Below are 13957 nucleotides of genomic sequence, written 5' to 3'. Positions count from 1 at the left end.
AGAATTTAATATGAGAAAAATTTTTATCAAATTTTGCCTATAATCTTTTGAATATTTTGCAGAAAGTTCACTCAGCTACCTACATCAAAAATATATATCAGGCAATAATAAGAAAGTCTTGTTTTATAGTCATATATTCACCCCTTCATTTATATTATTGGTTGTCCTAATTTCAACATGCCTTACTAAGTATAGTATCACTAAAAATACAGATAATACTATTTATGCATATATGAATAAATCTGAATGCTGATACTCGTATTTAGATAAGAATCTTATATATCTAACTATATAAAAAGATTGAAAATAGGTTGTTCTTCAATCTGTAGGTATAAGTTTGTAATTATTATTTTTCTGCTATTCATCGTTAGTTTTTTTGGGATACAGTTAGTAAACAAAATGGGGTGGGACGCGATTTTTCAAAAGTGAAGTATCATCTGATAAGTGAGACTGTTATATAGTAGTTTGAAAAAAGATGAGGATAATACTATCTCAAGATCATAGTGCTATCTAGCATGTCTTTCTGAAACGAAGCTGCCCTACTCTTGATTCAGTCAAGTATATTCTCGTAGGACAGGCTTTTCAGTTAAAGTGAACAAGACTCTAAAAAATCCGCCATAGGTTACTGTGGCGGATTTGTCTATTTAGTCTTCTAAGAAAGTTACTTTTTCGTTGTCAAGTGATGCGATGCGACAGACGGAATGGACTTTGAAGCCTTTTGCATCTAGCTTGGTACGACCATCTTGGAAGGATTTTTCGATACAGATGCCAATACCTGCTACGATAGCGCCAGCCTGCTCGACTAGATCAATCAAGCCTAGCGCAGCTTCGCCATTAGCCAAGAAATCATCAACGATTAAAACCACATCGTCAGCATTTAAATACTGCTTGGAAATGATGACCCGACTGGTCACATTCTTGGTGTAACTGTGAACATCAGTCTCGTAGCGTTCTTGATTGGCCAGAGTTGAAGGCTGCGTTTTTTTGGCAAAGAGCATAGGCACATCAAAAAGCTCTGCGGTTGCAATAGCTGGTGCGATACCAGAAGCCTCAATGGTGAAAATTTTAGTGATACCAGCATCCTTGAAAATCTCGTAAAATTCTCGAGCAATTTCACGAATGATGGACGGATCAATCTGGTGGTTCATAAAGGAATCCACTTTGAGGACGTTGTTTGGGAAGACTTTGCCGTCCTTGAGAATGCGTTCTTTGAGGGCGCTCATGTTTTTCTCCTTTTCTAAAGCGCGGAAACTGAGAGTGGGACAAAAATCGGAAATTTCGCAGAAATTCGATTTTCTTCGCTCTCTTATTTCAAGGCTCAGGTAGAAATCATCCACTGGATAATTTCTATCCCACCTCCGCACAGTTACGGTGGTAACACTGGTTTGTTGAAGACAAACCAGATGTTCCACCTATGCGATAGCTGTCCAAGAGTTGCGCACTACAAGATACAAAGGCCGTTAAGAAAAGCGTTGAAAAATGGCGGTAAGTCAGTCATCTATGATGACGTAGACGCACCCCCGTCAGGACGACTAGGGTTTTCACAGATGAAATCGAAGAAAAACCAGACGTCTACGACGATAAGGTAATAAGACAGTATACCGTGACATCTAGCTTTTTAGGCCGTGTTCAGTTAGTAAGCAAACGATTGGAGACAGCGAACCGCTGCTGGGGTAAGACTAAGTTGGCATGGCCAACAAGTCTTACTCCCAACCACTGCGTCTTGTTAGTAAATCTAAAAATACAGGAGGTTGGAACTACTTTTGTCCCAGCCTCAGTTTAACAATCTATTAGTTACAGCAAAAGGGCTAATCTTAAAGGTGATTTGCTGTTCTCAGTAGCTTTTGTCGGGAAGCTAGCTTAGGTATTGAAAAGATATTTAGCCCAAGAATTTTACTAAGGTTATTTCTCTTTTACGTGTTTTTAGGTTTTAAGACAATATTTAAAATCAAGGCCGCAAGGGTACCCGTGGAAATTCCTGACGATAGGATCATCTGAAAAGCAGACGGCAGACCTTGCAGGATTTCGGGGCGGACAGTCACACCAATACCAAGGGCAAAGGCCACAGAGATAATGAGTAGTTCACGATCGCCCAGAGTGACAGAAGACAGGGTTTTAAGACCTTGAGCAGCAACTAAGCCAAACATAATCACACCAACACCACCAAGCACGGGCTGAGGCATGACAGAAATCAAAGCGCTGAGCTTTGGAAAAACACCGAGGATCGTCAAAATCAAACCTGCAATAATCATCACATGACGACTGGCTACTTTGGTAAGAGCGATGAGGCCAACGTTTTGCGAGAAGGCAGTGTTTGGACCAGCACCGAAAATCCCAGAAATCATCGAGCCAACACCGTCAGCGAGGACACCAGCAGCAGCGCGATCGCTGGAAACTTTGACGTTAGAGGCTTCGCCAATGGCCATCATGATACCCACAGTACCGATAGTTGACACAATATAAGCTGGTACGAAAGAAAGGGTTGACGCCAAGTCGAATTTAAAGCCGTAACGCAGAACATTTGGGATTTCAATCCAAGCTGCATCTGCCACAGCTGATAGGTCAACCATACCGAGAGGGATGCACACCAGATAACCAAACACCATACCGATGAAGACTGAAGCGGTACTCCACATGCCCTTTCCGAAATGGTTGAGAAAGAGCGTGAAGAGCATGATCGTAAAAGCGACAGCTAGATTGCGGATAGAACCGTAATCAGCAGCCCCATTTCCCCCAGCAGCCCAGTCAATGCTGACGGGAAGCAAGGTAATACCAATTAAAGCAACCACAATACCTGTGATAAGCGGCGGGAAAAATTTCATGAGGGGCTTGATAAAGCGGCTAAGAACGATTTCTACGAAAGAGCCCGTGATGGTTGCAGCAACAATACCTGCCACACCAAACTTAGCACCGACACTAATCGATGGATTAACAAAGGTAAAGTCAGTCCCCATCATCCCTGAAACGCGAGAACCAATTGGACCAAGCCCACGAGACTGGATGATAGTCGTTAGGCCAGAAGCGAAAATGGTTGCACCAACCATCAAGGAAGTTTCCTGCACACCCATGTCAAGGGCGCTGCCGACAACAAGTGGGACAGCGATAATCCCTGCGAAAGCTGCCAAGATGTGTTGGAGAGCAAGAATAATCGATACACCGAGCGGTGGTTTTTCGTCAATGCCGTATTTCATCTGCGGCTGATTTTCAAGCGAAGCAGTATTATCTGTCATTTGATACCTCTTTTTTAGAATGATACTGCTTATTATAAAGAAAAAAGAGTTAAATGGGAACTGTTTTTTGAACAAAACCTAAAAATGTTCGATAAAAACGAACATCAATGACCATGCTTGTTGATGTAGTTAAGTTTTGACTGACGAGAACGACGCTTGAAGAGAGCCTCAGCCGACATAGCAGCCTCTTTACTGTCAAATGCTTCCCAGTAAAAGAGCGTGACTGGCAATCTTGTGCGCGTGTATTTAGCACCTTTGCCAGCATTGTGAGTAGCCACTCTCTTGTCTAAATCAGTCGTGTAGCCAGTATAGAGCGATCCGTCCGCACACCGAAGCACATACATATAGGCAATTTTAGCTTCCATGGTAAATCTCAAAGACCTCCTCGGTATAGCTGCCATCTTCATTATGGACAATGAGAGCCGGTAAAAACTTGAGTCCTTCAGTCGAGCCATCCTTAATAGCCTCAATCAAGACCATATTAGCCTCCTTGCCTAGCTTGGGATAGACCAGCTGCAGACGTTTAGGGGCAAGGTGAAAGCGGGTCATGGTTTCGATAATCTCAATAAGCCGATCAGGCCTGTGAACCATGGCTAGCCGGCCATTCGATTTGAGAGCCTGCTGGGAAACCTTACAGATCTCCGCCAGATTCGTTGCGATTTCGTGTCGTGCCAAGAGGTAGTGCTCGCTGGCATTTTTCCTAGACGTTTCGGTCACTTTAAAATAGGGTGGATTGCAGAGGATCAGGTCTACCTTCCCTCGCGGGACATGGTCTAGCAAGTGAGCCAGATCGTCCTTGACCATGGTGATCTGATCTTCTAAGTTGTTTAGTATGATTGAGCGCTGGGCCATATCGGCCAAGCGGTCTTGCAGTTCTATCTCGACGATCTTGGCCTTAGTAGCTGTGGAGGCAAAAAGCCCCACAGCACCGTTACCTGAGCAAAGATCAACAATCAAGCCCTCCTTGGGAAACTTGGGAAAACGCGACAAAAGAACGCTGTCCACTGAGTAACTAAACACCGCCTTGTTCTGGATAATTTTAACATCAGTCGAAAAGAGCTGATCAATCCGCTCTCCATCTTTTAAAATCGAGTTTGTCATGATATAATTATAACACAAGATCTGACAAATGCTGCTCCCTAGCGAGTGGTCAAAAGGAGTTAACTGTGTTTTATGCTTATCTACGGACCTTGGTGTCCTTCTTACTTTGGATTGTCAACGGCAACATTCATTACCATAATAAAGAAAGGTTGTTGCCCAATGATGTGAACTATGTTTACGTCGCTCCCCATCGAACATTTTGGGATCCGGTTTTCATGGCTTATGCGGTACGGCCCAAGCAGTTTGTCGTCATGGCCAAGAAAGAGCTCTTCACCAACCGTATCTTTGCCTGGTGGATTCGGATGTGCGGTGCTTTTCCTGTAGACCGTGACAAGCCCAGCACAGACGCCATCCGCTATCCTATCAATGCTCTCAAAAAGACAAACAAGTCCTTGTTGATGTTTCCGTCAGGAAGTCGTCACTCGACTGATGTAAAAGGTGGAGTGGCTGTCATTGCTAAGATGGCCAAGGTCAAGATTCAGCCTGCTGTCTATGTTGGGCCAACAACCTTCAAGGGACTTTTGAAACGTGAGCGCGTGGATATGAACTTTGGTGAACCCATTGACATTTCCGATATTAAGCGGATGAACGATGAGGGAATTGCAGAAGTTTCCCGCCGTATTCAGGCCTCCTTTGACGCATTGGATGCGGAGATGGTTCCTGTTCACGACAATAAAAAACCTAATCCTCTCATGTGGTTGCTTTGGATTCCAGCGGCTCTACTGGCTGTTGTTTGGCTTTTGTTTACTGCGATTTTCAGTCTCTTTTCCAGCTTTATCTGGAATCCTGCAAAACACCAAAAATTTGACTAAAAATGAATCTTCTTTACGAATTAAGAGTAAAGGAGATTTTTTATGTTGGATAAGATGTTAGAAATTGTCAAGGAAAATAAGATTACAGCAGCTCTAGCAGGTCTAGGGCTGATGATTGGAGCAGCTTTTGTCTTGTTTAATCAACCAACTCAAGCTGAGCAGGTACCCTCAGTTACTGCCTTAGCAAGCCAAGTCAATAGCACAAGCGACTCATCTGCTGAGGAAACACCATTGCCATCAAAAGAGGAAGAAGAATCCAAGACTATCATGGTTGATGTCAAAGGGGCAGTCCAAAAGCCCGGCCTATACAAGCTGGAAGCGGGTAGTCGTCTAGCGGATGCTGTGGCAGAAGCAGGAGGTTTGAGCGAGGAGGCAGACAGTAAATCCATTAATCTGGCACAGAAATTGAGCGACGAAGCAGTCGTCTACGTAGCCAAGCAGGGCGAGGAAGTCAGCGTCGTCCAAAGCTCAGCAGCAACAGGAACTTCAAGCACTTCTCAATCTGGTAACGACCTAGTCAATATCAATACTGCCACCCTAGCTGAACTCCAGACCATCTCAGGTATCGGTGCCAAGCGCGCTCAGGACATCATCGATTACCGCGAAGCCAATGGCGGCTTCAAAACCATTGACGATCTCAACAATGTCTCAGGTATCGGCGACAAAACCATGGAGAATTTGAGAGCCTATGTTACGGTGGATTAGAACGACAGCTCTCCCACCCATCCAACTAGCCTTGATGCTTATTGTACTTTTCTACACCCTGCGCTTTCCCAGTCCTATCACCTTGTTTTTGCTGGGCTTTTTATGCTGGCGGCTTTTTTGGAAACATAGCAGAGCAGTGATTCAGGCTAGCTTGATGATTTTAGTTCCCTTTGGCTTCTTTTTTGTTGCTCAGCGCTATCTGGCCGCTCAGGCCAATCATTCTGCGCCTGAAAGCATTAGCCAATTGCAGATGATCCCAGACAGCATCGCTGTCAATGGGGATCGTCTATCGTTTAGAGCTAAGGAAGCTGGTCAGACCTATCAGTTTTTTTACAAACTCAAAACGCAAGAAGAACAGGCCTTCTTTCAAAAGCTATCTCAGCCAGTCCGCTTGACGGTAGAAGCAGAAGTGTCAGAAGCTGAGAGTCAGCGCAATTTCAACGGTTTTGACTACCAAGCCTATCTGGAAACCCAAGGGATTTACAAGACGGTGCAGGTCAAGACTATTTCTGAGATTGTACCAGTTCACTCTTGGAATGTCTTTGACCTTCTTTCCAAGTGGCGTCGCAGTGCTCTAGTCTATATTCATCAGCAGTTTCCCAATCCCATGCGCCATTACATGTCAGGCCTGCTTTTTGGCCATTTGGATAAGGATTTTGATCAGATGGGAGATCTTTATTCCGGTCTTGGCATTATTCACCTCTTTGCCCTGTCTGGCATGCAGGTTGGCTTCTTTGTGGATAAGTTTCGCTGGCTATTGCTCCGTTTGGGTCTAACTCAGGAAACGGTGGATTGGCTGCAACTCCCTTTTTCCTTGTTTTATGCTGGTATGACTGGTTTTTCGGCCTCGGTCATTCGTAGTCTGATTCAGAAAAACTTGGCTAATCAAGGGTTTTCAGGACTTAATAACCTTGGCTTAACCGTCCTTATCAGCTTTGTCCTCATGCCTAATTTTTTACTAACAGCGGGTGGGGTTCTCAGTTTTGGCTATGCCTTTATCCTGACCATGCAGGACTTTGAGCATCTGACAGGCATCAAGCGCGCACTATCTGAGGCTTTTGCCCTCTCACTTGCTATCCTCCCCGTCCTCATCTGGTACTTCGCTACCTTCCAGCCCCTCTCAATCCTACTAACCTTTGCCTTTTCTCTGCTCTTTGATGTCCTCTTCTTACCTTTGCTGAGCTTGGTCTTTTTGCTTTCCCCTTTATGGAAAATAGCAGAGCTCAATAGTTTATTTGTCGGTTTGGAGGGCATTATTCGGTGGGTAGCAGGTTTAGCTAGCCGACCGCTCGTCTTTGGCAAGCCCAGTCTACTGGTTTTGGTTTTCTTATTGATTAGCCTTGGTCTGCTCTATGATTTTTGGCAGCATAAAAAGGCCAGAGTCGGCCTTGGAGTTCTGATTATCGGACTTTTTCTCATCACTAAGTGCCCGCTGACCAATGAAGTGACTGTGGTTGACATTGGCCAAGGCGACAGCATTTTCCTGAGAGATATGAAAGGTCGCAATGTGCTTATTGATGTTGGCGGTAAGGTAAGCTTCAGTGGCAAGGAAGCATGGCAGCAAGCTCAGTCTGACAGCAATGCAGAGCGTACGCTGATTCCTTATCTAAAAAGCCGCGGCGTAAGCAAAATCGATACCCTTGTTCTGACCCATACCGACACGGACCATATCGGTGATTTGCTGCCGGTAGCCAAAAACTTTGACATTGGTCAAATCTGGGTGTCATCAGGTAGCTTGACTAAGGCAGACTTTGTCAAAACGTTAGAAAGTCTTGGTGTTCCTGTTCATGTGACCAAGGTGGGCGATCAGATTCCTATCTGCGATAGCTACCTAGAGGTGCTCTACCCTAGAGAAATTGGTGATGGTGGCAATAATGATTCGATAGTCCTTTATGGGCAACTGCTCCAGACCAGATTTCTCTTTACAGGTGACTTGGAGCATGGAGAGCTAGATTTGATTAAGGCCTATCCTAATCTCAGGGTTGATGTCCTCAAAGCTGGACACCACGGCAGTAAAGGGTCTTCGTATCCAGAATTTCTGGATCATATCAAGCCTCAGATTGGCCTTTTCTCTGCTGGAAAAAATAACCGCTACAAACATCCGCACCCAGAAACAGTCGCGCGATTCGATGAGAGAAACATCACCACCTACCGCACAGACCAACAAGGCGCCATCCGCTTTCACGGTTGGAAAACCTGGCAAGTAGAGACGGTGAGATGAAGAAGGTTAGGTCAGATTACTTGAGATTAATACTTATACGTAGTCTTCAGCGGTTACATGCTTTTGTGATTACAACTGTCTGTCTCAGCTTATACTTAATTTATAAAATAAAGAGAAACTCTGTCAACTGGTTGTAGGGATTTTTCGTGTTCCAGTGTCTTTGTAATGAATTGATAAAATTCAAATAATTGAAAAACAAAAGTCAGAATGTTATAATTTTCAATATAAAGATAAATATTACATAGAATAGAGAAGGAACATATGGGTAAATTATTGGCGAGCCGAATGCGTAGTAGGAGAAAGGAACTGAATTTGTCTCAGGTCGAATTGGCAGCAGGCATTTGTGAACAAGCTCAGATTAGTAAAATTGAGCGTGATGCTGACTATAGTCCAGGAGTAGATTTAATATACGCCCTTGCGAAAAAGTTGAACGTAACAATGGATTACTTTTTTGATGAGAATATTCATGTTGAATCTGACTATCTGACTCAGTTTCGTGCTGTGTCTAAGAAATTCTTAGATTTACGGGACTACAAGTCACTAAAATATATTTATGAGCTAGAAGCCGCCAAGACTGTAAAACTTCCACTTTCCGATCAGTTGTACCTTCAATGGATCGAGGCTGTTGTGCTATTTAATCACGATCATAAGCAGAGTGAAGCCATCAAAAAACTTGAAAGTATTTTATCAAAATACAGCGAATATGACTGGGAATACTTGAATATTTCAAACAGTTTATTACACTTTTATTTTCAAACAGATGAGCGCTCAAAATTTGAAGAAGTTTATAATCATATGACTAATCTTTTTAAGAGTGTTAAAGTTCGGACAATTGATGAACTTGAAATATTGATTAAATGTCGGTATAACTTTTGTCGTTATTTATGGCTGAATCATCAAACGGAGACAGCTATAAGCGAAACCCTTGAGACAATTGATATTTGCCTCAAGAATAATAGTTTTTATTGTTTAGCTAATCTCTACTGTTTGCTTGGAAATGTTAGTGAAGATTTTGCTCATAAAGATGTCGTTAAACAGTACTTTGTAACGGCACAACATGTCTACCAACTTGAACGTAATGATAAGATGGCATTGGAGCTTGAGCGTTTTATCAATGAAACATTCCCAGCATAGTAATTATAGACAACTCAGTTCTTACTGAGTTTTTATATTATGGCGTGACAAGGCTTTGGGCTTCCATTTCTTTTTCCTGATATAATCTCATTGTTCAGGTTAGATAAGGAGGAAAAAGAATGGCTAAAACCAGTTACAGTTTATCACATACTAAATGGATGTGCAAATATCATATAGTTTTCACCCCTAAGTATCGCAGAAAATCTATCTACTACAAAATAAGACAAGACTTGATTGAAATTTTCCGTCATCTATGCAAATATAAAGGCGTTGAAATCATTGAGGGACACATGATGCCAGATCATGTTCATATGCTTGTTCTTATTCCACCAAAACTTTCGATTTCCGATTTTATGGGATATTTGAAAAGCAAAAGTGCCTTGATGATTTTCGATAAACATGCAAATCTAAAGTATAAGTATGGAAATCGAAAATTTTGGGCAAGGGGTTACTACGTCAGTACAGTCGGATTAAACGAAAAAACTGTTGCGAAGGACATTCGCGAGCAGGAGAAAGACGACATTGCACTCGATAGGTTGAGTGTTAAAGAATATGAAGATCCGTTTTCAGATGGCGGATTCAGAACACGATAAAAACCCGTTGTTACGGGCATTAGTCAAGTAATAAAAGCACTAACCTGAACGAAGTTCAGCGAGCGTCTTTAGGCGTCGCTGGAGGAAAACGGCTTACAGCCGGTGTACAAGCCACCCGTTTTCACAGGTGGTTATGACTTTTTGCAATAAAATAATAAAATAATAAAATATTTATAAAAATGGTTGACAAATAATATTATGCATGATAGAATATAATCAAGAAATATGAAAGGGGTTGCAAGAAATGAAGAAAGCAACTAAAAAGTTTATAATAGCTATTTTATTAGTAGGTTTATTGATTATAATCCCTAAGCCATCAGGGACACCAACGCCAACTCCTTTAGGTTTTGATCCAGGGGAATTATATAATATTGGTGTTTAGTATAATTATTGTAGCAGATAGAACATTGCCATGTTTAATGACAATTGAGGCTTAGTAAACTAATTTGTATGATTCTAGTCTGCCTGTTTTCAGTCATTTTATAAACCCCTTTGGGGTGTTTCAATTGATAAAATGATTGTTTGAAAAATTTTGTAAGTAAAAAAAGTATATCAGTCTGTGGAAAGGAGTGAAAAATCAGGAAACTATATTCAGACTGATACACCAAATGTTGTTTTAATGTACTTTAGGCTATAATTTAAATAAGGAGTAACCTCATGTTAAAAATTAGAACAGTAATCGCAACAGCTCTTACTATTTTAATGTTTTCTGTAGCTCTTCCTGTCTTAGCTGTTTCTCACCGTGGCGGTGAGTGGAATTACGGCGGTCATCATGATCCAGATAACTGGGGAGCATTCTCTAATTATTATCATGCCACTAATTATCACTGGTCTTATGTTGGAAGCACCGGAAGAGCAAATGAACGCACTGTTTATGCAGGTGCACGTAGTGCTGCACATGCCTTCATAAACACAAATTTTGGAGAACATGTTAACTTTGATGCGGGGTGGTAAAATGTATTCTACATTGCGTGTGATGCTAACAATTTTAGTAGCGCATTAACCTTTTAGGGGGCAGGATTACTCCTGCCCTTTTTCTAGAAAGAGGACTACTTATGAAGAGAAGTTTTGTTGTTCTATCTAATTTATTGGTCACTCTCTTTTTCGTATGGGTACATACCATTTGGGAGGATACATATGTTTCACACTATTATCCTAACATCTCTATATTTAGTTCTTCCCCCGAAGCTACCTTTGACAAGGTTGCAGATAGTCTATCAAAATTAGCGGAGGAAACAGACAGTCTCATTGCCCTTCAGCATCAGGATCCTGACTCCGAGGGGAAACCTGCTTTTTCTTATACGGTTTTTGGGCAGGGAGAATTACCTGAAAATCTTTCTGAAAAATCACTCGAAGCTGCTGCCAATGGTAGTTTAGTTACTAATTATTTTATCTTTCGTGGTAAATTAAGCGTAGAGCGACTAAAAGAAGAGCTTAGTCGTGTAGGGTTGACTAAACCATTTGTGATGAAGCCTTCCAGTCTCAAAATCCTAGCTCTTGTATTTACCCCCGGGTTTCAATTTCTTGCTTTGTTAATTTTTCTGTTAACTTTTGGAGCGCTTAGTTTGATTAGTCAAATCCTAAACTTACGAACCGCAGGTATCCGTCTAATATCTGGTGAAAACCGGTGGAAAATTTTTTTGAGACCCCTCTCTCAAGATATCATCCATACAGCGATAGGCTTGATTGTAGGTTTTCTCTTTGCAGTTGTTTTGAAACAGTTTGTATCGTTTCCTTTGGTAACATATCAGACTATCGGAACTGGATTGGTTGTTTATAATCTCTGTCTTCTCCTCATCACTTTATTTTTTGCTGGACTATTTGCGATTGGGATTAAAAAAGTTCCTTTAATGCAGGTCATTAAAGGTCAAGTTCCTGTTCGAGGGATCATCAGTCTGATTTTAATCGGTCAATTGTTAGCTGTCATTATCGTTTCGATTGGTGTTAGCCGAACCTCTATTTATTCCAAAGCTTGGCAACAGCAAGAACAGGGGCGAGAAGCCTGGCGCCAAGAAAGTAACTTGGTTGCTCTATCTATGGCTCGTGGTGGGGCAGACCGTAGACAAGGTCAAGAAGAACTTGCTAGGGAACAGAAAGTATGGTTCAATCTCGTTGGACAGGCAGTTTCAGAGCAGGGCGGTTTATTATCTCAACATAATCTAGCTGATAGGGCTTGGCAAAATGGAGTAAGCTCTTCGAAAAATTTTTCAACATCTACTGAGTGGCAAGACTATAGTCCACAGGGTAATGTGTTGATTGTTACACCTCAATATTTGAAACAGCAACAAATTGCCGTTGCTCCTGAGATTGAGGAAAAAGTGGCTCATTTGGCTACAGGAGAATTTGTCCTTCTTCTACCAGAGCATCTTCGCTCAGAGGAAAGTCACTATAAGAACATTTTTGAAGAGGATATCAGCCATCGTATGTCTAGTCAGGATACCCGTCAGGAAATGGTTGCTACTGTATCTTATCTGGAATCTGGTCATGACCGATTTGTCTATAATACAACACCTATCTCTTACCAGCAGCTTCTAAGAGATCCGATCATTGTTGTGCTAACACCTCAATCAACGGGGGAGCAATCTTTCTCCTTTTGGGAGCAATCGGTGAGCAACTTTTTCTTTTTTGAAAATTTGAAGAATGCTCAAGCCCTTATCGAGAAATATGGTATTGAGAATTGGGTAGCAGAGCTAAAACCGGCTTACCAGATCCATCAAACGTTATTGGATAATCTCAAAAGAGAAATGTGGACAATGGCGGCAGGAGCTATATTAGGTACACTGACTTCTATACTGATGTTTAACACCATGAATCAACTCTACTTTGAGGAATTTAGACGTGATATCTTCATTAAGCGCATAAGTGGTCTTCGTTTTTGGGAGATTCATAAAAAGTATCTCTTAGCCCAACTGTTCGTTTTCTTCCTTGGTTTTCTTGTCAGTATTTTCCTAGCTACGGATATATTGATAGCATTCTTGGTACTATTGTTATTTATTGGAAACGCGATTTTACAGTTACATTTTCAGATGCACAAGGAAAATAAGATGTCCACGCTTATTTTGAAAGGAGCCTAAGATGATTCGATTAGAAAAAGTGAGTAAACAGTTTGGCGAGCGTTTCTTATTCTCAGATCTCTCGATGACTTTTGAGGCTGGAAAGGTTTATGCGCTCATCGGCTCAAGTGGAAGTGGAAAAACCACCCTCATGAATATGATGGCTAAACTTGAAACTTATGATGGCAATATCTTTTTCCGCAATAAAAACTTAAATCAGTTCAAATCCAGCGAGTTCTTCCGTCATGAACTAGGTTACCTTTTTCAAAATTTTGGTTTAATAGAAAGTCAAACCATAAAAGAAAATCTAAAGCTGGGGCTGATTGGTCAAAAATTGAGTAAGCGTGAACAACAACAAAAAGAAGAAGAAGCTTTGAATCGTGTTGGATTATCCTATTTGAATTTGGACAAGAGAATCTTCGAACTATCTGGTGGTGAATCCCAACGTGTTGCCTTGGCCAAGGTCATCTTAAAGAATCCTCCTTTTATTTTAGCAGATGAACCCACTGCCTCGATCGACCCTGAAACTGCCAAGGCTATTATGGCCATTCTCCTATCCTTGAGGAATGAAAATAGACTTATCATTGTCGCAACCCATAATCCAACTATTTGGGAAATGGCTGATGAGATTATCTCTATGGATAGATTGTAAACTAGAATCCAAAAATTGTCATAGGATTCAACTAATTTTTCCTATGAGTTGATGATTAAATCAATATGATGGATTTATAGATGAGGAGCTAGTGATGGAAAATTTTAAATACTACATAAAAAAAGCCAGACTCGTCCAATAATTGGGAGTTAAGCAATTTCCTAGTAGTTGAAAATCATGCTGATGATGTTTTATACTTCTTTAGATTTTAGATAGTATATGATATACTGATTTTATGACATACGAATTAGATTTTAGAAAACGCGTCATTGCTTACGTTCAGGAAGGACATACCAAAAAGGAAACGAGTAAGTTATTTGGAATTAGTCCCAATACCCTCTATCTCTGGGAAAAACAACTCAGAGAGTTGAATAGCTTAGAATGTCAACCCCGTAAGCGTAAACCATTCAAAATACCGCTGGAAAAGTTGGAACAATTTGTTCAACAATATCCCGA

At 41.4% G+C, this 13957-nt stretch carries 14 protein-coding genes; 10 read left to right on the top strand and 4 right to left on the bottom strand.

Features of this window, described 5'->3' with window-relative positions; genetic code table 11:
• Positions 1-644: 644 nt before the first annotated feature.
• From A3I5_RS0106135 to A3I5_RS0106120, 4 genes are all read right to left on the bottom strand, one after another.
• A complete protein-coding gene (locus tag A3I5_RS0106135; protein ID WP_018373731.1) occupies positions 645-1223 on the bottom strand; it encodes a xanthine phosphoribosyltransferase in 579 nt (192 codons plus the stop codon).
• Between the two features lie 690 nt (positions 1224-1913).
• A complete protein-coding gene (locus tag A3I5_RS0106130) occupies positions 1914-3230 on the bottom strand; it encodes a nucleobase:cation symporter-2 family protein (RefSeq protein WP_018373730.1) in 1317 nt (438 codons plus the stop codon).
• A gap of 104 nt (positions 3231-3334) precedes the next feature.
• Positions 3335-3595, bottom strand: coding sequence for a GIY-YIG nuclease family protein (locus tag A3I5_RS0106125; RefSeq protein WP_018373729.1), 261 nt, complete (start codon positions 3593-3595; stop codon positions 3335-3337).
• Positions 3585-4331, bottom strand: coding sequence for a tRNA1(Val) (adenine(37)-N6)-methyltransferase (locus tag A3I5_RS0106120; RefSeq protein ID WP_018373728.1), 747 nt, complete (start codon positions 4329-4331; stop codon positions 3585-3587). The genes A3I5_RS0106125 and A3I5_RS0106120 overlap by 11 nt, the downstream gene beginning before the upstream one ends.
• Positions 4332-4396: 65 nt before the next feature.
• Between A3I5_RS0106120 and A3I5_RS0106115 the strand changes: the two genes are divergently transcribed.
• The 10 genes from A3I5_RS0106115 to A3I5_RS11710 form a co-directional block, all read left to right on the top strand.
• Positions 4397-5143: a lysophospholipid acyltransferase family protein gene (locus A3I5_RS0106115; RefSeq protein ID WP_018373727.1), complete on the top strand. Its 747-nt coding sequence runs from the start codon at positions 4397-4399 to the stop codon at positions 5141-5143.
• Positions 5144-5185: 42 nt separating this feature from the next.
• The gene (locus A3I5_RS0106110) at positions 5186-5848 is read left to right on the top strand and encodes a helix-hairpin-helix domain-containing protein (protein WP_018373726.1); all 663 of its coding nucleotides are present in this window, start codon (positions 5186-5188) and stop codon (positions 5846-5848) included.
• Entirely contained in the window at positions 5832-8069 is a 2238-nt protein-coding gene (locus A3I5_RS0106105; RefSeq protein ID WP_018373725.1) for a DNA internalization-related competence protein ComEC/Rec2, read from the top strand. The genes A3I5_RS0106110 and A3I5_RS0106105 overlap by 17 nt, the downstream gene beginning before the upstream one ends.
• Before the next feature lie 261 nt (positions 8070-8330).
• Positions 8331-9203, top strand: coding sequence for a helix-turn-helix domain-containing protein (locus tag A3I5_RS0106100; RefSeq protein WP_026216957.1), 873 nt, complete (start codon positions 8331-8333; stop codon positions 9201-9203).
• Between the two features lie 119 nt (positions 9204-9322).
• Positions 9323-9796, top strand: coding sequence for an IS200/IS605 family transposase (gene tnpA / locus A3I5_RS0106095; RefSeq protein WP_018373723.1), 474 nt, complete (start codon positions 9323-9325; stop codon positions 9794-9796).
• A 244-nt stretch (positions 9797-10040) separates the two neighbouring features.
• Positions 10041-10178 (top strand): hypothetical protein, encoded by a 138-nt coding sequence (locus A3I5_RS12610; protein WP_018373722.1) that lies wholly within the window; start codon positions 10041-10043, stop codon positions 10176-10178.
• A gap of 275 nt (positions 10179-10453) precedes the next feature.
• On the top strand, positions 10454-10750 hold the full coding sequence (locus tag A3I5_RS0106085) for a lactococcin 972 family bacteriocin (protein WP_018373721.1): 297 nt from the start codon (positions 10454-10456) through the stop codon (positions 10748-10750).
• 101 nt (positions 10751-10851) lie between these two features.
• The gene (locus A3I5_RS0106080) at positions 10852-12870 is read left to right on the top strand and encodes a bacteriocin-associated integral membrane family protein (RefSeq protein WP_018373720.1); all 2019 of its coding nucleotides are present in this window, start codon (positions 10852-10854) and stop codon (positions 12868-12870) included.
• A gap of 1 nt (position 12871) precedes the next feature.
• Positions 12872-13501: a putative bacteriocin export ABC transporter gene (locus tag A3I5_RS0106075; protein ID WP_018373719.1), complete on the top strand. Its 630-nt coding sequence runs from the start codon at positions 12872-12874 to the stop codon at positions 13499-13501.
• Between the two features lie 235 nt (positions 13502-13736).
• Positions 13737-13957 (top strand): helix-turn-helix domain-containing protein (locus tag A3I5_RS11710; RefSeq protein WP_018373718.1); only part of this gene is annotated, 221 nt, incomplete at its 3' end.

Origin of the sequence: Streptococcus merionis DSM 19192 (assembly GCF_000380085.1) — a bacterium.
Classification (GTDB): domain Bacteria; phylum Bacillota; class Bacilli; order Lactobacillales; family Streptococcaceae; genus Streptococcus; species Streptococcus merionis.
The sequence above is the reverse complement of the archived record's forward strand: the minus strand, read 5'-3'. Positions and strand labels throughout refer to the sequence as shown.

What these genes read in the sequence shown, in the direction of transcription:
- A3I5_RS0106085 (WP_018373721.1), top strand. Translation starts at nt 10,454, where the DNA reads ATGTTAAAAATTAGAACAGTAATCGCAACAGCTCTTACTATTTTAATG.
- A3I5_RS0106135 (WP_018373731.1), bottom strand. Translation starts at nt 1,223, where the DNA reads ATGAGCGCCCTCAAAGAACGCATTCTCAAGGACGGCAAAGTCTTCCCA.
- A3I5_RS0106105 (WP_018373725.1), top strand. Translation starts at nt 5,832, where the DNA reads ATGTTACGGTGGATTAGAACGACAGCTCTCCCACCCATCCAACTAGCC.
- A3I5_RS0106100 (WP_026216957.1), top strand. Translation starts at nt 8,331, where the DNA reads ATGGGTAAATTATTGGCGAGCCGAATGCGTAGTAGGAGAAAGGAACTG.
- A3I5_RS0106125 (WP_018373729.1), bottom strand. Translation starts at nt 3,595, where the DNA reads ATGGAAGCTAAAATTGCCTATATGTATGTGCTTCGGTGTGCGGACGGA.
- A3I5_RS0106080 (WP_018373720.1), top strand. Translation starts at nt 10,852, where the DNA reads ATGAAGAGAAGTTTTGTTGTTCTATCTAATTTATTGGTCACTCTCTTT.
- A3I5_RS12610 (WP_018373722.1), top strand. Translation starts at nt 10,041, where the DNA reads ATGAAGAAAGCAACTAAAAAGTTTATAATAGCTATTTTATTAGTAGGT.
- A3I5_RS0106130 (WP_018373730.1), bottom strand. Translation starts at nt 3,230, where the DNA reads ATGACAGATAATACTGCTTCGCTTGAAAATCAGCCGCAGATGAAATAC.
- tnpA (WP_018373723.1), top strand. Translation starts at nt 9,323, where the DNA reads ATGGCTAAAACCAGTTACAGTTTATCACATACTAAATGGATGTGCAAA.
- A3I5_RS0106120 (WP_018373728.1), bottom strand. Translation starts at nt 4,331, where the DNA reads ATGACAAACTCGATTTTAAAAGATGGAGAGCGGATTGATCAGCTCTTT.
- A3I5_RS0106110 (WP_018373726.1), top strand. Translation starts at nt 5,186, where the DNA reads ATGTTGGATAAGATGTTAGAAATTGTCAAGGAAAATAAGATTACAGCA.
- A3I5_RS0106075 (WP_018373719.1), top strand. Translation starts at nt 12,872, where the DNA reads ATGATTCGATTAGAAAAAGTGAGTAAACAGTTTGGCGAGCGTTTCTTA.